The organism is Paenibacillus luteus, from assembly GCF_006542765.1.
GTDB lineage: Bacteria > Bacillota > Bacilli > Paenibacillales > Paenibacillaceae > Pristimantibacillus > Pristimantibacillus luteus.
Map to the genome: position 1 here is coordinate 161,739 of NZ_SKCD01000002.1, position 19,134 is coordinate 180,872.

The 19,134-nt window shown below is 46.3% G+C and carries 16 protein-coding genes and 1 pseudogene; 3 read left to right on the forward strand and 14 right to left on the reverse strand.

Features of this window, described 5'->3' with window-relative positions; all coding sequences use genetic code 11:
* The first annotated feature begins 60 nt into the window (after positions 1–60).
* The gene (locus E0496_RS01625) at positions 61–1,161 is read left to right on the forward strand and encodes a GIY-YIG nuclease family protein (protein ID WP_141499879.1); all 1,101 of its coding nucleotides are present in this window, start codon (positions 61–63) and stop codon (positions 1,159–1,161) included.
* 8 nt (positions 1,162–1,169) lie between these two features.
* Here E0496_RS01625 and E0496_RS01630 read toward each other — a convergent pair whose 3' ends face one another.
* The 7 genes and pseudogenes from E0496_RS01630 to E0496_RS01660 all read right to left on the reverse strand — a co-directional run bounded on the left by E0496_RS01630 (position 1,170) and on the right by E0496_RS01660 (position 11,000).
* Complete coding sequence (locus E0496_RS01630; RefSeq protein ID WP_206669687.1) at positions 1,170–1,613, reverse strand: hypothetical protein; 444 nt, start codon at positions 1,611–1,613, stop codon at positions 1,170–1,172.
* 197 nt (positions 1,614–1,810) lie between these two features.
* Positions 1,811–2,026 (reverse strand): annotated as a pseudogene (locus E0496_RS01635) (NUDIX hydrolase); the annotation flags it as partial.
* Positions 2,027–2,183: 157 nt separating this feature from the next.
* Positions 2,184–5,324: a hybrid sensor histidine kinase/response regulator gene (locus E0496_RS01640; RefSeq protein WP_141499882.1), complete on the reverse strand. Its 3,141-nt coding sequence runs from the start codon at positions 5,322–5,324 to the stop codon at positions 2,184–2,186.
* Between the two features lie 143 nt (positions 5,325–5,467).
* Entirely contained in the window at positions 5,468–7,756 is a 2,289-nt protein-coding gene (gene metE, locus E0496_RS01645; protein WP_141499883.1) for a 5-methyltetrahydropteroyltriglutamate--homocysteine S-methyltransferase, read from the reverse strand.
* Positions 7,757–7,864: 108 nt separating this feature from the next.
* Positions 7,865–8,767, reverse strand: a complete 903-nt coding sequence (locus E0496_RS01650) for a LysR family transcriptional regulator (RefSeq protein WP_139997526.1) — start codon at positions 8,765–8,767, stop codon at positions 7,865–7,867.
* Between the two features lie 148 nt (positions 8,768–8,915).
* Positions 8,916–9,779 carry an RNA polymerase sigma factor SigJ gene (gene sigJ / locus E0496_RS01655; protein WP_141499884.1) on the reverse strand — a complete coding sequence of 288 codons (864 nt, stop codon included), beginning with the start codon at positions 9,777–9,779 and terminating at the stop codon, positions 8,916–8,918.
* Between the two features lie 33 nt (positions 9,780–9,812).
* A complete protein-coding gene (locus E0496_RS01660) occupies positions 9,813–11,000 on the reverse strand; it encodes an NAD(P)/FAD-dependent oxidoreductase (protein WP_141499885.1) in 1,188 nt (395 codons plus the stop codon).
* Between the two features lie 211 nt (positions 11,001–11,211).
* Here E0496_RS01660 and E0496_RS01665 point away from each other — a divergent pair, with 211 nt between their 5' ends.
* Positions 11,212–12,279 carry an LLM class flavin-dependent oxidoreductase gene (locus E0496_RS01665; protein ID WP_421923010.1) on the forward strand — a complete coding sequence of 356 codons (1,068 nt, stop codon included), beginning with the start codon at positions 11,212–11,214 and terminating at the stop codon, positions 12,277–12,279.
* Positions 12,280–12,407: 128 nt separating this feature from the next.
* On the opposite strand, the gene E0496_RS01670 is transcribed toward E0496_RS01665, so the two are convergent.
* The 4 genes from E0496_RS01670 to E0496_RS01685 all read right to left on the reverse strand — a co-directional run bounded on the left by E0496_RS01670 (position 12,408) and on the right by E0496_RS01685 (position 15,518).
* A complete protein-coding gene (locus tag E0496_RS01670) occupies positions 12,408–13,520 on the reverse strand; it encodes a DUF4179 domain-containing protein (RefSeq protein ID WP_141499886.1) in 1,113 nt (370 codons plus the stop codon).
* Positions 13,517–14,083 carry a sigma-70 family RNA polymerase sigma factor gene (locus E0496_RS01675; protein ID WP_141499887.1) on the reverse strand — a complete coding sequence of 189 codons (567 nt, stop codon included), beginning with the start codon at positions 14,081–14,083 and terminating at the stop codon, positions 13,517–13,519. The genes E0496_RS01670 and E0496_RS01675 overlap by 4 nt, the downstream gene beginning before the upstream one ends.
* 147 nt (positions 14,084–14,230) lie before the next feature.
* The gene (locus E0496_RS01680) at positions 14,231–14,638 is read right to left on the reverse strand and encodes a hypothetical protein (protein WP_141499888.1); all 408 of its coding nucleotides are present in this window, start codon (positions 14,636–14,638) and stop codon (positions 14,231–14,233) included.
* A gap of 121 nt (positions 14,639–14,759) precedes the next feature.
* Entirely contained in the window at positions 14,760–15,518 is a 759-nt protein-coding gene (locus tag E0496_RS01685; protein WP_141499889.1) for an SDR family oxidoreductase, read from the reverse strand.
* A gap of 214 nt (positions 15,519–15,732) precedes the next feature.
* Between E0496_RS01685 and E0496_RS01690 the strand changes: the two genes are divergently transcribed.
* Positions 15,733–16,332: a TetR/AcrR family transcriptional regulator gene (locus tag E0496_RS01690; RefSeq protein WP_141499890.1), complete on the forward strand. Its 600-nt coding sequence runs from the start codon at positions 15,733–15,735 to the stop codon at positions 16,330–16,332.
* A gap of 7 nt (positions 16,333–16,339) precedes the next feature.
* On the opposite strand, the gene E0496_RS01695 is transcribed toward E0496_RS01690, so the two are convergent.
* The 3 genes from E0496_RS01695 to E0496_RS01705 all read right to left on the reverse strand — a co-directional run bounded on the left by E0496_RS01695 (position 16,340) and on the right by E0496_RS01705 (position 18,987).
* On the reverse strand, positions 16,340–16,798 hold the full coding sequence (locus tag E0496_RS01695) for a MerR family transcriptional regulator (protein WP_338325810.1): 459 nt from the start codon (positions 16,796–16,798) through the stop codon (positions 16,340–16,342).
* A complete protein-coding gene (locus tag E0496_RS01700) occupies positions 16,767–18,212 on the reverse strand; it encodes an alpha/beta hydrolase family protein (protein ID WP_141499891.1) in 1,446 nt (481 codons plus the stop codon). The genes E0496_RS01695 and E0496_RS01700 overlap by 32 nt, the downstream gene beginning before the upstream one ends.
* A gap of 103 nt (positions 18,213–18,315) precedes the next feature.
* Positions 18,316–18,987 carry a hypothetical protein gene (locus E0496_RS01705; RefSeq protein WP_206669688.1) on the reverse strand — a complete coding sequence of 224 codons (672 nt, stop codon included), beginning with the start codon at positions 18,985–18,987 and terminating at the stop codon, positions 18,316–18,318.
* Positions 18,988–19,134 lie beyond the last annotated feature (147 nt).

Genomic DNA, 19,134 nt, shown 5'->3' on the forward strand with positions numbered 1-19,134 from the left:
TAAACATGATAGCCAGTTTCTTTTCAGCACAAAATAATAGGATTAGGAGGAAGATGTGAGATGTCATTCTTATTCATTGCTGCAGACTATCCCCAAAGTCCGGGCTGCTACCTTATGAAAGACGCAGGAGGACGCATTCTCTATGTTGGCAAGTCTAAAAGCTTGCGAAGCCGCCTTCGCTCCTATTTTAATAAGAACCAGACGAACAAAAGATTGAGGCAGCTCGTGAGCGAGATTGCCTCCATTGAAATCGTGCTTGTCAATAATGAAGCTGAGAGCCTGCTGCTTGAAAATAATCTTATCAAGATCCATAAACCTCCGTTTAACCGGGCGTTAAAAAGGGACAACAGTGGTTATGCGTACTTGCAGCTTACCAGTGACCGTCTCCCTCGCCTCGATGTCTACTATCGGGACCGTCGACAGAAGCAGCAGATTCGTTTGCCTGAAACGATGCAGCGGCTTGGTCCGTTCAAAAGCGCGGCTTTCCGGGATGCGCTGCTCGCCTTCGTAACGGAGCATTACAGCCTCCGCACCTGCAAAGCCTTGCCGAAGCAGGTATGCCTGCAGTATCATATCGGCAAATGCAGCGGCGTATGCGAAGGGAAAATTTCAGAGCAGGATTATCTGGAAAATACGCGCCAAGCTGCGAAATTGCTCGAAAATGGCGGACAAGGGCTGATCGAAAGGCTGTATGCACAGATGGAGCTTTACGCGGAGAAAATGGAGTTCGAGAAAGCCCAGCATCTGCTGTTCAATATCCGAATTCTTGAGCGTTCTGCTGACAAGCAAATCGTGGATAGAGAGGCTGTCATTGACCAAGATGTTTTGTACTTCGGGGAGACCCACGTCATGCTTGCCAAAGTGCAGGAAGGAATGCTGCGCGACTTTCAATTGTTTGAACTGGAGGGGACGGCAGACACTGCTGCCTGCGACCGATTTCTTATGCATCGTTATACCGCAGAAAAGCCTGACGAAATCATCGTCAACGAAATTGCCGACCTTAACAAAGTCCGCTCCACCTTGAACCGTAGGGGCAAAAAAACGCTTACCATAACGCAGCCCAAACGAGGGCTGAAATATGAACTTCTGAAGCTTTGCAAAAATAACTACGATTATCGGATGGAGCAGATGAAGCTAGAGCCGCTGCTCAAAAAGGCCTGATGACTGGTTTATTTAAGTAAAAATTGTCCCATCATAGCTTTCATTAGACGGTTAGATAGCTGCAATGCATTCATCCTATCGCTTGCGGGAGCTGAGATCATCAAACCATCGTTGCCATCCCAGCTCCCACCGCCTTCTCCGTCTTTTGTATAAACCGCGATAGTAAGTTCACTGAAATCTTTATTAATATATAACTGACCATAACTGTACATCTTTGGCTGCCCATTCTCGTAATAGCGGTATACCATTAATGCGCTACGATTCTTTTCAAAATGAAGCTCCAATTGATCCTGGTTCTCCGGTACGGGGATGTGCTCACCTTCAATCGATAGTTTGCCCTTAAAAGTCTGACGACCAATAAGGCTGCGACTTAGCTTGCCATCGATATGTATGCTAACCGGTATCACCGTTTGCTCATCGTTCACCCCAAGCTTATACTTAACTCCTTCCATAGTAAGGAGTAAGGGTTTGGGCGTTAGCTGCCTCACCCCGTACACTCCGATTAAAATAACGACAAGAGCAGCCAGTGACCAAACTAATTTTCTATTGATGGTAACTCCCCCCTCTCTGTATAGCTGTAGCCTAAACGTTCTGCCATGTTGATGAATACCACTTCAATAGTGGTAACCCTGTTCTATATCGTCCTCTCCGTATTTGAATATACGCCAATCAATTGAGAAACAACGATTTCTATTCCGCTTTCTTCATGAACCTCCCTGATCAAGGCCTCCATTAAATCTTCTCCAGCCTCTACCTGCCCACCAGGAAAAACCCATCCGTCATGCTGGGTCTTTACCAAAAGTATGTTCCTTTGCTCATCTTCCACAATTCCGCCTACTGCCACAATATGGGTGGGCATTACCATGATTACAGCCTCCAATCTGAATAAAAACTATGAACTAGACTTCAAAGCTCCCCTATTCTAAACGTAAATAACTGGAAAATAGTTTCTATTTTTTTCTCTAAATTAGAAAGAATCGCACTAAAAGGAGCCACCCTGTTGCAGAGTGGCTCCTTTTAGTCTATTGCTGCAAGTCTCGGTTCGGAATGACATAGGATACGGTCGTACCTTGACCGGGACTGCTTTGGATCGTCAAGCCCTTTCCATACATTTGAATGAGACGCCGATTCGTATTGGAGAGCCCAATTCCACGTTTTCCTTTCACAGGGGCATCCAGCAATTGCCGAACGACCTCCTGCTCCATTCCATTCCCATCATCTTTGATTTCAAACAGAGTTGCCCTTCCCTGACGCACGATGCGGATTTGAATGGTGACTCCTTTTGCTTGGCTTAAGAGGCCATGTTTAACTGCATTTTCAACTAGCGGTTGAATCGTAAGCGGCGGCAGCTGTAGACCAAGATCCGAATCAATCTCCCATAAAATGGTCAAACGCTCTTCAAAGCGTTCTTTCTCGATGTATAAATAGGCTTGAACGAGCTCCAATTCATGCGTGAGTGAAACAAGCTCACCGGAATTAAGAAAATCAAAGCTGATTCTCAAATAGGAGGTAAATGCCTCGCCGAGCCTCTGCATCTTCTCCGTATCCAGATCGCTTAGCGCCATAATCGAGTTAAGCGTGTTGAATAGGAAATGAGGATGAATTTGCGCCTGAAGGTAGGCTGCTTCCATTCGCAGCCGCTCATCTACAGATTGCTTCAATGAAGTTAATGACCAAACACGATATTTAAGCTCCAATGCATCCACAGGCTTAGTCACATAATCATTAGCTCCTGCCTGGAAGCCGACATAAATATCAGCTGGCTGGCTGCGGGCCGTTAACAGTAGTACGGGAAGCTCCGAGATCGAAAACTGCTCCCTTACTTTCCTTGTCAGCTCATAGCCTGACATATGCGGCATCATCACGTCAACAATCATCAAATCCCATTGCTCCCGTCCAAGCCAATCCAGTGCCTCATGAGCGGACATGACCGAGCGGATACTGTATTGGTCAGCAGATAAAATGCTATCGAGCACTTTTAAGTTGATCGGGTCGTCATCGACTGCAAGTATCTTAAGTACGGAACCCGCTGCCGACGCTGCTGCGACTTCAAATGTAGATAAATAGCCTACTCCATTAGGCTGAGCATGCCGTGCCGCTAACGGCTCAATTACAATTGGCCGTTCCATGCCAAGATGCTCGGCCGGAAGTCGTGCAGAATCGGCGAGCGGCAGCACGAAGCTGAAGATAGAACCTCTGCCCGGCTCCGATTGAACGGAAAATTCTCCTCCATGCAATTCAACCAGGTGCTTGCAGATGCTTAACCCAAGGCCAATTCCCCCTCCGTCGTTGATCCCATAGAGACCTTGCTCATACGGCAAAAACACGCGTTCCTGCGTTTCCTTATCCATGCCGGCTCCCGAATCAGAAACACGAATGATGAGCTTATCTTTTCCCGCTTCCGCTGTTACCCTCACAAAACCTTCATCCGTGTACTTAAGCGCATTATGGAGCAAATTAAATAAAATCTGCACCAATCTTTTCTCATCTGCCCAAACAGGAGGCGTTGATTGTGCGACCTGCATCTGCAGCTGAATGGGCTTTCCTTCTGTCATATAGACGAGCATATCCATGACTGCTGGAACAATGGATTGAATAGAGAGCGACTCTTGCCGCAATAGAATTCGCTTATCCTGCAGCCTTACCACATCGAGCAAATCATCCAGCATATACGACATCCGGCGGCTAATCGTCACAAGCAGCTCCATATCTTTGTAGCTTTTCCCTTGAATGGATGACTGCTCGTTCGCCAAAATGGTCTGTGCAATACTCAAAATGCCATGCAGCGGCGTTCGGAGCTCGTGGGAAGTGTTCGCAAGGAACTGGTCCTTCATTTTATCCGATTTCTTCAATTGCTCGTTAAGCTTAATATTTTCATCGGAATTTCGGAAATACCGTTTGAACCAATACGTAGAAAAACCGACCATTGCCGCAATGATATCGATAGGATAATAAATGTTATCAATGATATTGCTAGCCGTAAAAACTCCCCAAATGACGCTGGATAAGATGCTCGTTGCGGCAAGCAGCAAGAAAACGGCATCGCGATGATTTCTTACAATCATTTTGCCGATGACATACATAAACCAGACCATAGGCAGCGCATAAAAGGATATAAACATATAGTGCTTGTATGTCCAATAAATGACAGACGTTGGAGCAGCCAGCAAACAGATCGTATACCCTGCCAGAAGCGCCGTATAGATTTTAAATAATCGAGTGCCCGATTTATCCTCGGAAAAGTTTCTGGCTAGCGCCAGTATAAAAAAAGAAAGAAACATATAGGACAGCAGCCTGATTTTGAGGCCCCATGCATAGGAGACAGGCAACCAAATCAACAGAAGCTTGTCATGATCAGACACGATCGTGATTCCAGCCATCAATAGCAGTAAGAAAAAGATGAGAAACGCTTTTTGCTTTGGATTAAAAAGAAACAAGATAATGGCATATAAGCTGTGCAGCAATAAAATAATAAAGGTTACCATTTGGAATCCAATGGAATACATCCGCTCATTATCGATAGCCGCTTGTGATCCGAACCGAATCGATCGAATTATACCGCCTTTATACGGCTGCTCAAAATTAGCTGCCCGCACAAGCAGCTCGATTTCGGTGACCTCTGTCCCCGCTTTATAGGATTCCGTATAGGTCATTACTTTGGACTTGCTCCCTGCTGCAGTCTCCGACAATTTCCCGAATGCGGGAACCTTCTGACCGTTAATTTCGATCTGAGAAGAAGCTTCGATCTGTTTGACCCAAAAGGAATACGGATAATCTGGAGAAGAATCCAGCAGGATTCGGAGCCGATAAGTCCCATAGCCATAGGAGTTGTCGGATCGATTTGAAAATGCGCCGCTCCAGTCACCTGGTACTTGGATATAGGTGGTCGGTTCATTCCAATCCTGCTGCGTATCTTCGTGCTCAATAAAGGCTTCCGGATAAAATTCCCACTCGCCATTTAACTGAATAGAGCGTGAATGTTCAAAATCCCAGCCGCGCATATCCAGTACGCCTTGAGCAGCTAGGGCATGGTCAGGCGTTTTCTGCAGACTCATCCAAAACCAGCGCAGCCCGAGCAGAATAGCAAGGAACAATATTATAATAGTGACATGTTTCCATAAGGTATAGGTTCGTTTTGGCATCATATGGGTAAAATTCGACATTATTTTTACTTTTCCTTTTTTTGATGCCAAACTATACTGCTGTATCCATAGCAAAAGAGCCGCCTTGCCGTAAAAGTTGTTTCTACGGTAAGGAAGCTCCTATTTTATTAGCATACGTGCATTAGTGTTGGTGTAAGGTAAATCTACGCTAGGGATGCGTGCTTGGAGCGAGCGATTTCCGTTGCTACGACCATGTTGCGGAGTGACTCGACCGTTTCGTCATAGCCACGCGTCTTCAAACCGCAGTCCGGGTTGATCCAGAAGAGCTTCGGGTCAAGAACGCGCAAGGCACGCTCAATCATGCTCGTCATTTCTTCCACGCGCGGAACGCGCGGGCTATGAATGTCATACACGCCAAGGCCAATGCCTAGCTTGTAAGTGTTTTCCTCAAAGCTGTGGATGAGCTCACCGTGGCTGCGCGAGGTCTCGATGGAGATCACATCGGCATCCATCGCTTCAATGGAGTCAATCATGTCATGGAACTCGCAATAACACATATGCGTGTGAATTTGCGTCGTGTCTGCAACCGTGCAAGTTGTCATACGGAATGCCTTGACTGCCCATGCCAGATACTCTGCTTGATCTGCTTCTTTCAACGGAAGCCCTTCACGAACTGCCGGCTCGTCAACTTGAATCATGCCAATGCCTGCTTGCTCAAGCGCTTCTACTTCCTGTCTAAGAGCATAAGCCAGTTGGTAAGCAATTTGTTCACGAGAAATATCATCACGTACAAATGACCAGTTCATGATCGTAATCGGTCCAGTCAACATGCCTTTGACAGGACGATCCGTTTTCGATTGCGCATATTGCGTTTCCTCGACGGTCATCGCTTCTTCGAAAGCGACGTCGCCATAAATGATTGGCGGCTTCACGCAGCGTGAACCATACGATTGCACCCAGCCATATTGTGTAAATGCAAAGCCAGCAAGTTTCTCACCAAAAAATTCAACCATATCTGTACGCTCGAACTCACCATGTACCAAGACATCGATGCCAATTTCCTCTTGCAGCTTGATCCAGATATCGATTTGCTCACGAATGAAATCAGCATATTGCTCGTTGCTCCATTCCGCTTTGCGCCATTGCTGGCGAGCCTTGCGCACTTCCGCCGATTGCGGAAAGCTGCCGATCGTTGTTGTAGGGAATAGCGGCAATTGCCATTTGTTTTGTTGAGCGACATGACGCTCAGCGAAAGGCAGACTGCGTTCCGGTTGTTTCGTGCTAATCGCGGCAACGGCTTGTTGAATATCATTGCGATTACGCTCGCCCGATTGTTTAAGTCCTTCAAGTTCGCGGTCGCATTGCTCCAGCTCTGCTGTAATCGAAGCTCCACCTTGCGTTAGTGCTTTAGCAAGCAAAACCAGCTCATCCAGCTTCTCGTCAGCGAATGCAAGAGCATTTTGCAGCTCAGCTGTCAGCTTCTTCTCGCTTTTCACCGTTACCGGAACATGAAGCAAGCTGCATGATGATTGTACGATTAGTTGATCATCCGTTACTAGTCCGGACAGCTCTTCGAGCAATGCCAGCTTCTCGCGAAGCGAAGCTTTCCAAATGCCGCGGCCATCGATAATACCTGCGCCCAGAACCTTATCTGCTGGGAAGCCGTGTGCTTTAATCGAAGCGATGTTGCCTGTAAAGCCATGAACGAAATCAAGGCCGATTGCTTTAACCGGAAGAGCAACGATTTCTTTGTAATTCTCTACCGATTCAAAGTACGTTTGCAGCAAAATATGGAGTGCCGGTACAGCCGCCGCAAATGCCTCGTAGATTGTTTTCAGACGCGCTAAATCCTCCGAATCAAGTTTAGTCACTAGAACCGGCTCATCGATTTGCACCCACGCAACGCCTTCAGCCGCAAGCTCTTGCAGCACTTGCACATAAAGCGGAATGAGCTTAGCGATCCAAGCATCCGTCTCTGATTTGCTGTATCCTTTGGAAAGCTTCAGGAAAGTCAGCGGCCCAATGATAACTGGCTTGCCTTCGATTCCGAGCTTCTCCTTCGCTTCGCGGTAAGCAAGAAGCGGTTTATTTTCGGTAAGTACAGGAGCTGCGCCATCGAGCTCAGGTACGATATAGTGATAATTCGTGTTGAACCATTTTGTCATTTCGCTTGCCGTTGCTTCCTTCGTTCCACGGGCAATGCCGTAATAGAGGGACAACGGCACTGCGCCGCCGTCATAAGCGAAGCGTTTTGGAATGATTCCGAACATGGTAGCCGTATCAAGAACTTGATCATAATAGCTGAAATCATTTACGGCAATTAGATCGATCCCTTTTTCCTGCTGCTTGCGCAAGTGGTTCAGACGAACTTCCTGCAGCTGCTTCTCAAAATCCGATTCCTCCAGCTTGCCTGACCAGAACGCCTCAAGCGCTTTTTTCCATTCTCTATCTGCACCAATTCGCGGGTATCCCAAAACACTGCTTTTTGTCATCTTGTAAGCTCCTCTACAACTTGTTACAAGAAAGATACCATGGTTTCACAGATATAGTGTAACTGTAATAAACTATAGCTAGTTATAGCTTTTGGCTATACCAAGAAATTAAGGCGAGGTTGCTTCTATTAGCGCTTCTACATAGGCTGATCCCAGCTTCGAGAGCGAAGCGTTTTTATGTGAAATCCAGCCGACATTGATCGTTTCCTCGCAATCCAGCGGTACAGGGATAATTTCGTTGCCATTGAGGTCTTTGCTAAGCACGCCTGTCGAAATCGTGTAGCCATTTAAGCCGATCAGTAAATTAAATAAAGTAGCACGATCGTTCACACGGATGCTTTTCTTATGCGACATTGTGCTTAAAATTTCTTCGGAAAAATGAAACGAATTATATTCTCCTTGGTCAAAAGACAAATAAGGGTAGTTTTGCAGCTGGTCAATCGTAACGATTGACTGCTTGGCGAGCGGATTTTTGATGCTGATGAAAATATGCGGTTTAGCCATAAACAAGCTGTTAAACTGCAAATTGGCCGTTTTGAGCAGCTTATTAATGACTTTGCCGTTGAACTCATTCAGATATAGAATGCCAATCTCGCTGCGCAGATTCTTGACATCCTCTATGATTTCATAGGTTTTCGTCTCGCGCAAGGCGAGCTCGTATTCCTCATGGCCGTATTCCTGTATCAGGCTTACAAACGCATTGACCGCAAAAGCATAATGCTGGGTTGATACGGAAAAATGCTGCGGGGAAGGCTTCGCGTTCAGGTAACGGCTCTCCAGCAGCTCCGCTTGCTCCACCACTTGCCGGGCATAGCTAAGAAACTCGACTCCCTCCTTCGAGAGCGAGATTCCTTTATTCGACCGATCGAAGATCGCAAGCTGCATCTCTTCTTCCAGCTCCCTTATCGCATTCGACAGGCTGGGCTGGGAAATAAACAATCGCTTGGCGGCTTCGTTGATCGAACCCCGATTCGCGACCTCAATAATGTATTTTAATTGCTGCAGCGTCAATGAAATGCTCTCCTTTATCGTAAAGACCCGCTTCCGCTCAACCTATTCTCTTATCGGTCGGCAGATGAACGGGCCATTTAGTTCAGATCAAATTTGCTAAACTAATCGTTCTCACTATTATAGTTTATCTGATCCAATCGCTCAATTTTCACCTTTCTAAACGCTGCAGTTTATCCGGGTTTCTGATTAAGTACAGGCTGCGAATTTCATTATTCTCCATATGCAGCAGCGCTGCCGTCTCGATTCTGTTGCGTGTCCTTACAATTAGCCCTGGCTGGCCATTCATTTCCGTCAGCTTAAATTCGAAGCCGCCCTCCTCGTTGGCGCCTTTTTGAATAATGCCAAGCAGGAAACGGATAACATGCTCTCGGGATTGGATAGGATGAACGGCAGACAAAGCTTTGCCCCCACCGTCCGAGATCAACACGGCATCCTTAGCAAGCATGGTGACGATTGCATCTAAGTTCCCTTGCTCCAGTGCAGTCAGAAAGGCGCGAATCCATGGCTCGCTCGCCGTTTCCGTGAAACCGGGCGTTTCTGCGGAAACCCCCATTTTGCCTTGTGCACGGCTGTAGAGCTTTCGGCAATTGGCTTCCGTTTTGTCCACCTGCTCTGCAATCGCGGCATAATCAAAGCCGAGCGCTTCCCTAAGCACGAATACCGCCCTCTCCGAGGGAGACAGCCTCTCCAGCAAGACAAGCATGGCATACGACAGCAGCTCGCCCCGCGCAACCGCTTCATACGTTTGGTCATCGGATGTTAAAATAGGCTCAGGCAGCCATTCCCCGAAGTAATGCTCACGCCTTCTACGGGCGGATCGATGCAAATCACGGCAGCGGTTCGTTATCATTTTGCACAAATACGCTTTAGGTTCTGCCATTCGCTCTAGCGGAACCTCATAGGCTTTCACAAACACGTCCTGCACCATATCCTCCGCATCGGCAGCCGAGCCCGTCAACTGATAGGCAAGCGTAAACAATAATCCTCTATACTGCTCATACAGCTTCTGCATCGTCTCACTTCCCATCTTGTATTCCTTTGTTCCCTATTTTAGCAGACTTGCCATATCCCATGAGTACTTTCTCATTTTCCAGCCCAGCTTGCCTGTGAAAACCATATCGATGCCCCATTGGCGCGTCCAAGCCATGCCTCTATCCGGGCCCAGGCCGAAGCAGTAAAAATCCATAAAGCTTTTATGAACGGGCGCAGGACGTCCCGCTAAATCAGCAGCGATAACCTTGGCCAGACGAGCTGCTTGCGCTGTCGCTTCCTTACAGGTTTTTCCGTCCAACCGCCCGCTGCCTGCATCTTGAATTTGGGCACAATCGCCAATGCTGTAGACCCCCTTCGCGCCTTTCACGCGGTAGCTTTCATCCACCACCACGTAACCATCCGCCGTCACCGGTACGCCAACCGTCCTCAGCATTGGATTCGGCAGCAGGCCCAGCGTCCAAATGCATAGTCCAATGGGCTCAACCTCGCCACTCGACAGAGTCAGCATACCTTCGTTCTCCCTCAATACTTTACTTCCATGTACGACCGTAATGCCATAGGAATGAAGAGCAGCTTCCAGCTTCGTGCCTACTTTGGCCGGACCATCCGGGAATAGTCGCTCTCCTGCGTTAAACAAACGGATCGCAACCGCTTTTGGGTCAAGACCAAGCTGCCTTGCATCTTCCCGGACATGATGAGCCAGCTCTGCTGCTGTTTCAATACCGCTAATGCCCGCTCCCGCCACGGCAATGCTCATCAATCGCTGTTTCTCCTTTAAATTGCTCTCCCGAACAGCAGCCTGCAAATTCGAACGCCATGCTGCCTTAATGCCCTTCGCTTCAGCCAGCCCCGTAAGGGCTATGCCACCTTGGGCAGCCTCTGGCTGTCTCACTACGCTGCCGATACCGAGCACAAGAAGGTCATATTCGAGCGTGTGCTCCTTATCTCCCTTAGCTATTTGATACACCAACCTTTGGGATTGAGTATCTATTCCAATTACGTTTGCTTGAACGAACTCTACCCCTACCGGGAACATGCTGCTGAACGGAATCGTAATGTCCTCATTACCCGCAGCAGGTTTAAATAGCAGCACCTTGCGTGTATGGTAGCTGTTTTTATCGATCAGAATAAGACGAAGCCGTGGAGCATTCACACCATTCTTCATCGTTTTTTGAATTTCTTTCACCGCATGTATCCCTGCGTATCCCCCGCCAATGACCACACATGTCAACGTCTTCATCGTCATCACTCCTTCTGTTTGGCAATAGAACGAAATAGCGGCTCGTTTTGTGACAAATGAGAAGCGAATATAAGATATTTTCTTTAAACGGAAAACTAACCTTACTCGAATTAACTTATCTTTCATTACATAGCGCATCGCAAAATGCTTACTTTAGTTGAGAAACCATAAATAATTTAGTAAACTAAAACTATTGAAAGGGGAGTTATATATGGCCAATTTGGCTGCTGGAATGGAAATAGGAATAAGTACGTTCTTGGAAACAACACCTGACCCGGTGACTGGGGTCATCATGAGCCATGCAGAGCGTCTGCGCCATGCGGTTGAAGAAATCGTGCTCGCCGATCAGGTCGGCCTGGACGTTTACGGAATCGGAGAGCATCACCGGGCGGATTATGCAGGTACGGCTCCTGCCGTCGTGCTGGCTGCCGCGGCTGCCATGACCAAACGGATACGGCTAACAAGCGCGGTTACCGTGCTTTCCTCCGATGATCCGGTACGCGTCTATCAAGCGTTCTCAACCTTAGATGGCATCTCGAACGGACGGGCTGAAATCATGGCGGGCCGCGGTTCATTTATCGAATCTTTCCCGCTGTTCGGATACAGTCTTGACGATTACGAGGAACTGTTCGAAGAGAAGCTTGAGCTGCTGCTTAAAATTAGATCTTCGGAGAAAGTCAGCTGGCGTGGAGGGCATCGCCCTGCCATCGATAATTTGGCTGTCTATCCGCGATCGGTCCAAAGCCCGCTGCCAGTCTGGATTGCAAGTGGCGGAAATGCGGAATCGGCGGTAAGAGCCGGCACGCTAGGCCTGCCCATTGCCTTCGCAATCATCGGCGGCATGCCGGAGAGCTTTGCGCCTTTAGTCTCTCTTTATAAGGAGGCTGCCGCACGGGCCGGGCATGATCCGAGCAAGCTGCAAATAGCCACACATTCCCACGGCTTCGTAGGCGACACGACGGAACAAGCAGCCGATATGTTCTTCGCGCCAACAGCCGCCCAAATGAATGTCATCGGCCGCGAGCGCGGTTGGAGGCAAAATTATGACCGTGCGGCTTTCGATGCTGCGCGCAGTCTTCGAGGCGCCCTTTATGTCGGTGACCCTGAATATGTGGCTGAGAAAATCATTTTGCTGCGCAAAAACCTTGGCGTTACCCGTTTCTTCCTGCATGTCAATGTTGGCACGATGCCCCACCGCGAGGTGCTGCACGCCATCGAACTGCTAGGAACTAAAGTAGCGCCAATCGTACGCAAAGAGCTTGCCAAAAGCGAAGCGTAATTGAATCCTTGATGTTATGTGAAGCAAGATGTAGCGCTTGCTCCACACCGATACAAAACAAAGAAGTGTCCGAGGCCGTTAGCGCTTGGACACTTCTTTGTTTTTGCAATTCGGGAGTTTGCCACACATTAACGGTTACTTAAATCGATGACAATGTCCTCCATCTTAAACTTTTCTTCCCCTTTTCCTGATTTCTCCGGTATAGCAGCAGATTGAGGCCCGTCTTTGGTCTCTTCTACGGAACCGTAATTCTCGGAAGTATATTCATATAGCCTGATCTGCGGCGTTAGGATCAGCTTCGCTGCATTCGGATCTAATTTTTCGAATGTCTTGCTCCAGCTTGTATGATAGCCTTCTTTGTCCCCTGTGCCTCCATTCCCTTTCCCTGAATATAGATTACCCAAGTCGTCTTTTACTTCAATGTCCACATCTACCCCATGCCATTTGTTTCGGATTTCCTCTGAAACGAGTTGGTCATAATGCACGATGAAAGACATTGGCGTCACTGATAGTTCCCCAATTTGAACGGCCACGCCATCATGCTCCGAGCTTTGTCCAATAACTTGAGTATCTGCTTCCGTTGCCTCCAATGCAAAAGCGAAGCTCCACTTACCTTTAATCTCTTCCTGATTTTCCTGGATGACGATGCTGTCGATTTGCCATTTCATATTGACAGTGTCTGGTTTCTGGCCTTTAAAAAATCCTGTTTCTGTAGTTATTCCAACATATCGGCTTGAATCTACCTTTGAAATTTTGGAGCCGCCCGCCCCGCCTGTCGAGCCTTTCATATTCAATAGCCCTCGCAAGTATGGGCTTTCGCCTAGATCCTGATTGCTCTCGATAGAATAGGTTAAGGCTACCGTTTCTCCATCAAAAATCGCGTTATTGATGATGACTTTAATACCATTGCTTTCTGCCGTCAGGTTCATTTCCGTGGAGTATTCCTGATAATGATCATAAACGCCAGCTTTGCCCACATCTAAAATTTTGAAAATGTTTCCGATAACAGGCAAGCTGACTGCGTAAGCTGGAAACGTTAATCCGAGTGTTGCCGTGGATAATCCAACAACCATAACAGCCGCGGCCACCGGCTTTTTCCAGCTCCTCATTTTCCGTTTCTGAACAATGGATTCCTTTAATGCCCGTTTCACCTTCGCTTTCTCAAGCTCATTGACTTCCATTTCCACAAATTCATGCTCATCGATATCCATGTCATTTAATAATTCATAAACGTCCTTCATAGCATGCTGCCTCCAAAATCAAGATTCGTCGCTTTGTCATACAGCTTTTTCTTCCCTCTATAGATCCGGTTATCGATGGAAGCCTTGCTGAGCCCCAGCTTGGCAGCAATGTCTCCCGTTTTGAATCCGAGAAAAAATTTCATCATAAAAATATCCCGGTCCACAGGCTCCAACAAATGGATTAGCTTGATCAGCTCCGACTGGTCTTCCATTCTGATAAGCTCATCCTCCGCCGATTCTCCCGTACCAATCTCCTGCTCCTGAGAGAGGAGACCCGCTAGCTTATTATTCTTCCGGTAATAATCGAGCGCTCTAAACTTTGCAATTGCACAGATCCATTTTCTAAAATCAGTCGAATCACCTGAGAATTTATGCGCATGCTCCCAAATGGATAGAAAGATATCATTGATGCATTCTTCGATGATTCCATCGTTTCCGAGTGGAGATAACACCTTGTACGTGATTCCTTTTATTAATGGCAAATACTGATCAACGATATATTCCAGAGCGTCCTCTTTTTTTCGCTGCAGCCGCTGAATGTAATTGGCGTCATTTGACTTCATGTCTTAAAGCTCCTTATTTTTTTGTAAAAGCTTTTACATCCTATACAACGAATTTAAAATCATTTTCTCTCACCTATTCCATAAAAAAAAGCCGCCCCCTTCACAAGAAGGAGATCGACTTTCCAAATTGGGGTTAGTAATATTCCTCTACTCATCTCTCAATAGACTCAATCGTTTACTAAAATAATCACTTTCAATGGTGCTGCTGATCAGTCCGTATTTATCATTGCCAAATAAGTTAGCGTTCAGAGCGCTTAAAATCGTAATTGGCTGATTTAGCTTAGTCATCCCTTGTTGAATACAAATATCTAAATTAGCATGCACTTCATCTATTTCCGTCGAAGTTTTATGGTCTTCGAACAGCATATTGCTTTGAATATGTAGTTTTCCATCTGCGCTTCGCCACCATTTGAACGTTTCAATTGAACATAGCGACCAATTTAAATATTCAATCCAACCGTCCCCAGACTCCATAAAATAGATGATCTCGTCACTTGGCCCAGGCATATATAAGGCATCAGCAGACCATACGCCAACCACTGCATCCTTTTTCATGACAAGCATCCCCCCCTCCCTCTCATATTAACCCATTATAGGAAAACATGGGAGCCCAACCTTGCAGCAAAAAAGCCAGTCAGAGTTTTAGTCTGACCGGCTTTTTCGATTGTCCTGAAATTTAATAGGCTGTCCAGCCTGCATCAGCTGTTACAACCGTACCATTTACAAAGCTTGCATCATCCGAAGCCAAGAACAACGCAACCTTAGCGATTTCTTCCGGATCTCCTGTACGGGGATTGATGCCCATGCCAACCATTGCCCTCTCCATTCCAAAAGGATTCGGCTCATTTATCGTTGTGCCAATATTCGTGCTTACGCCACCTGGCGCAATGGCATTACAACGGATGCCCTCTTTGGCATACTGAAAGCCCACATTTTTGGTGAGTCCAACAACCGCATGTTTAGCGGCTGTATACGCAGCACCCGCTCTAGAGCCATATAGTCCGCCTGCTGAAGCAATGTTGACGATAACGCCGCTTTTCTTCTCCGTGAAAATCGGAATCGCTTTGCGAATCGTACGCATAGGTCCTGTTGTGTTAATGGCAAAGACACGCTCCCACAACTCGTCCGTAAGGTCACCCGCGGGTACAAAATTATCCATAATGCCTGCATTATTAATTAGAATATCTAGCGTACCAAATGTCTCTACTGTCGTATCGATTAACTGCTGAACGTCCTCTTCTTTGGCAACGTTAGCAGCAACAGCAATTGCCGTTCCACCCAATGACTCAATATGTGCTACAACCGTTTGTGCGGTTTCTAAGCGCAGATCGGAGACCACTACTTTAGCGCCTTCTGCTGCGAATAGTTCTGCAATCGCTTTCCCCATACCGGATGCTGCACCTGTAATAACAGCAACTTTACCAGAGAGTCTCATGTTTAATTCCTCCATTGTTTAGGATAGTATCTCATCAAGCGTTAAGGGATATTCAAAAAAATTCACTTTTTTATACAACTGTTCAATAGAGAACAACTGTTACTTTCGAGTATAATGAGAGTGAAAATAGATTACAATCAGTAAAAAGCTTCGATTTGTTACCTAACGAACAAATGATCACTTTCTGTTGAATAAAAAAAAGGAATGAAGCCGAATGACTCTATCGCACAAAAAAATCGATCGACGGATTATTCGCAGCAAAGAGGCATTAAAACAAGCTTTTATGCAGCTGATGTCACAAAAAAGATTTGCAGCTATTTCGATTACTGAAATTGTGGAGCTGGCAAACTATAATCGAGGAACCTTCTATTCTCATTTTGAAAGCAAAGATGCATTACTCGATGAAATTATGTCTGATTTAATTGAAGATTTGCTTCGTTCTTTCCGTGCACCTTATGAAAAAATAGACGTGTTTCGAATAAACGAGCTGCCGGCTGCCTCCATTATGATCTTTGACCATATTTATGATCATGCATCGATTTATACCATCCTTTTAAAAAGCGATGTCCTCTCCCTTGTCCGGGATAAAATGTTCGAAGCATTAAAAAATATAGCGACGGAGGAGCTAGAACATACAGATAGTGATATTAATCAGGAGCTTATGACGATCTACTCCATGAGTGCTTTGCTTGGACTCGTATTCTATTGGATCGAGAACGGGTTTGTTTATTCCCCATCCTATATGCAGGAGCAGCTTGTGAAAATGCTGCAATGGCGGCCAACGTCTGCCAAAACAATCAAAAAGCACCCCTAGGGGTGCTTTAGTCATGCGGATCACGAAAGGATTGCATATAGTCAAGTATTTCCTCCTGCGGTATTTGCAATAAACCGCCAAGCATCGCTTGTATGTCCTGCAGCGACTTTATTTTTTCATCGATTTCTATAATTTTATTGCGCACCAATGCCTTTAAGGTCTCCGCATCCATCTCCTGCTTAAGCATATGCAGCACTTCTTGAATTTCCTTTAGTGAATAACCTAAAGATTTGGTATCCTTGATAAACTTGATTTTCACGAGATAATCTTCCGAATACATACGGTATCCATTTGCTATCCGGCTTGGAGCAGGCAGGATGCCGCTATCCTCATAATAACGAATCGTTGCAGTACTTATGCCAGTGCGCTTAGCGAGCTCGCCGCGAGTCATGCCTTCCACGCCAATCCCCAGCCTTTCTAAAGCATTATTCAGCTCAATTGCTCTTTTTCGTATACTTTCCGTCAAAAGCAACCTCAGGATATTTAGCGGATGGTCCATCCAGCAGCACCTGATGCTCACCTTTCAAATATTGATCGAAAAACGCTGTGACATAAGATCGGGTAATATCTATATTATGAACCGGATCAATTTCCTTCGCAAATAAGGAAGGAGCCAGCAGGGCAATTTCCGTAAAGCTCTGATGGATAAAATGATCCACGATCAAGTAATACGTATCATTTGTGCTTTTAGTCATAACCGAATCAAGATCAGACTCAAACTCATCAAAAAACACTTTGTCCTTATTCGTGATTGCCGGGTCCAAGCTCTTGGCTGTGCCGCCTGTCAACATATACAGGAATGGCTGCTGCAAGCCCCTATGAGCAACCTCGCCCCAAAATCCGCCTTCCAAGCTCACGCCTGCTTTGAAGCGCTTGTCCTGCGCAAGGGCTTCCGCTGTTGTTGCACCGCCATAAGAGTGCCCGAAAATACCGACACGTTCCAAATCCAATTTGCCTTCGAACAAGCCGTTCGGGTCCTTTGTATTCCACGCTGTTATCGTATCAAGGACAAAACGGGTATCGGCTACTCGAATACCAACTCCCTCCACATTATAATCGTACAGCTCGGACGAAGTTGGAAAATCGGGATCGGCTTGATATAAAATAGATCGGCCGTCCTCGAAAGTCACTTTAGCTGATGTGTAGGAATGATCGATGCCTACGACAATGTATCCGTGGCTGACAAGCTCCTCGATTGCCGTCATGCTTTGAAAGCGGGTAGAACGTATGCCTGGAGAGAAAAAGACGATGGGATAGCTAGGCTCTTTGCCAGAGAGGACTGCACCTTCTACCACATGCGTCGATATTTTTGTGACATGGCTAAATAACTGCTTTGGTATGCCAAATACCAGACTAATGGCTTCGCCAACCTCAGATGGATAATGCTCCTTCGGTTTTCCTTCGGCCACGCTTTGATCAACGGGATACCATACATTTATCAAAAGCTCCCGTTTGGCATCAGGATCCGCGCTTTTCGTTTCTGTACGGGATTCATCCGTAAGATGCCGGGAAATGGTGCCGATGGCGTAGTTTCCTGTTGGCTCAGGCATGGTAAATACAGGAAGAAGTAGGCTGGAATAAACGGACAAACCACTCACCCCCAAAATGATTATGGACAGCAAACCTTTTTTCAGCCATGAACTTGAAGCTTGCTTGTAAGGCATGAACAGCCTGCGCAGCAAAACAACCATAAGGATCACGGCTATTACATAAGCAGGAACCATTTGTATCCTCAAATGATCGATCAGCCCATGCAGCAAACCAACAACGACAATGCCGGCCAACAGCACCGTATCCAGCCGCCGATTTCTTTTGGCAAAAACAACTCCTGCTGCAGCCGCTAAGATAACTACAATTACCATAACCTCTAATGCTCTCATTATGCATGACCTCCAGCTTGTTCTCTGTTCCTATAACGAGGAACCATTGTTGAATATAGATAAGCATAAAGGTTGAAGTATACTTCAAGGTCAAGCTTTTATTTTATTCTCCCAGACGGAAAGCTAAATTCCCGAAGATGGGGTACAGTACTTTTTCATTTTCAACATAGATACAATCCCATTCTTTATACGGATGTACGTCTAATATCGCTGTAATTTTAACTGCTCTTTCTGTAAGTTCGGCAATCGTTAATGTTGACGGATTTGAGGAGAGCAATTTCTTTTTCGCATCTAAATACAAGCTTTCTGATTGCATTGCTGACAAGCCTTTGGAGTAAAAACCGATAATATCCTCTTCCAGACGCTCTATGCTTACAAAATGGGAAGACATGTTGCCAAATAGAGTTTTAGCCCCCTGTATTCTCCATAAATCAATAGCTTGTTCGATTGGCAGTCCCGTTCGTTTGCCTAAATCCGTTAACGCAAACTCAGCTGTGAACTTGGCATACTGGTCTGAATCCCAAAAGATTGTCCCTGCGCGTATCCCGCTAGCCGGTTCCACATCATTGGCCTTATCCTTATCGTATGGCTCCTTCCAAATCACATAGTTATCCTGCTCAAACACCTGAACATATCCGCCCGTCGTGCAGCCAGGCTCAAAACATTCGCTGCAAATGTCGATTTGCACAAGTGGATCAGCCTCTAATTTTCGTGGAAAGTTCGCCGATATACAAATACCGTTGATTAATAATTTATGACTGGCGATATTGTTCAAGCCAGCAGATGTCAGTCCTGATGTCCATGGCACAAGCTCATATGTAACAACTCTCATTGCCCCCGCTCCCCTTATTAACCATTCAACACTTCTATAGTATAAATCAAAATAGAGCATGCTACGTTACTTTTCGCTTCATAACGCAAT

Excerpts from the sequence above, each read along its gene's own strand:
- E0496_RS01625 (WP_141499879.1), top strand. The coding sequence starts at position 61 with ATGTCATTCTTATTCATTGCTGCAGACTATCCCCAAAGTCCGGGCTGC.
- E0496_RS01630 (WP_206669687.1), bottom strand. The coding sequence starts at position 1,613 with ATGGAAGGAGTTAAGTATAAGCTTGGGGTGAACGATGAGCAAACGGTG.
- E0496_RS01640 (WP_141499882.1), bottom strand. The coding sequence starts at position 5,324 with ATGTCGAATTTTACCCATATGATGCCAAAACGAACCTATACCTTATGG.
- metE (WP_141499883.1), bottom strand. The coding sequence starts at position 7,756 with ATGACAAAAAGCAGTGTTTTGGGATACCCGCGAATTGGTGCAGATAGA.
- sigJ (WP_141499884.1), bottom strand. The coding sequence starts at position 9,779 with ATGCAGAAGCTGTATGAGCAGTATAGAGGATTATTGTTTACGCTTGCC.
- E0496_RS01660 (WP_141499885.1), bottom strand. The coding sequence starts at position 11,000 with ATGAAGACGTTGACATGTGTGGTCATTGGCGGGGGATACGCAGGGATA.
- E0496_RS01665 (WP_421923010.1), top strand. The coding sequence starts at position 11,212 with ATGGCCAATTTGGCTGCTGGAATGGAAATAGGAATAAGTACGTTCTTG.
- E0496_RS01670 (WP_141499886.1), bottom strand. The coding sequence starts at position 13,520 with ATGAAGGACGTTTATGAATTATTAAATGACATGGATATCGATGAGCAT.
- E0496_RS01675 (WP_141499887.1), bottom strand. The coding sequence starts at position 14,083 with ATGAAGTCAAATGACGCCAATTACATTCAGCGGCTGCAGCGAAAAAAA.
- E0496_RS01680 (WP_141499888.1), bottom strand. The coding sequence starts at position 14,638 with ATGAAAAAGGATGCAGTGGTTGGCGTATGGTCTGCTGATGCCTTATAT.
- E0496_RS01685 (WP_141499889.1), bottom strand. The coding sequence starts at position 15,518 with ATGAGACTCTCTGGTAAAGTTGCTGTTATTACAGGTGCAGCATCCGGT.
- E0496_RS01690 (WP_141499890.1), top strand. The coding sequence starts at position 15,733 with ATGACTCTATCGCACAAAAAAATCGATCGACGGATTATTCGCAGCAAA.
- E0496_RS01700 (WP_141499891.1), bottom strand. The coding sequence starts at position 18,212 with ATGAGAGCATTAGAGGTTATGGTAATTGTAGTTATCTTAGCGGCTGCA.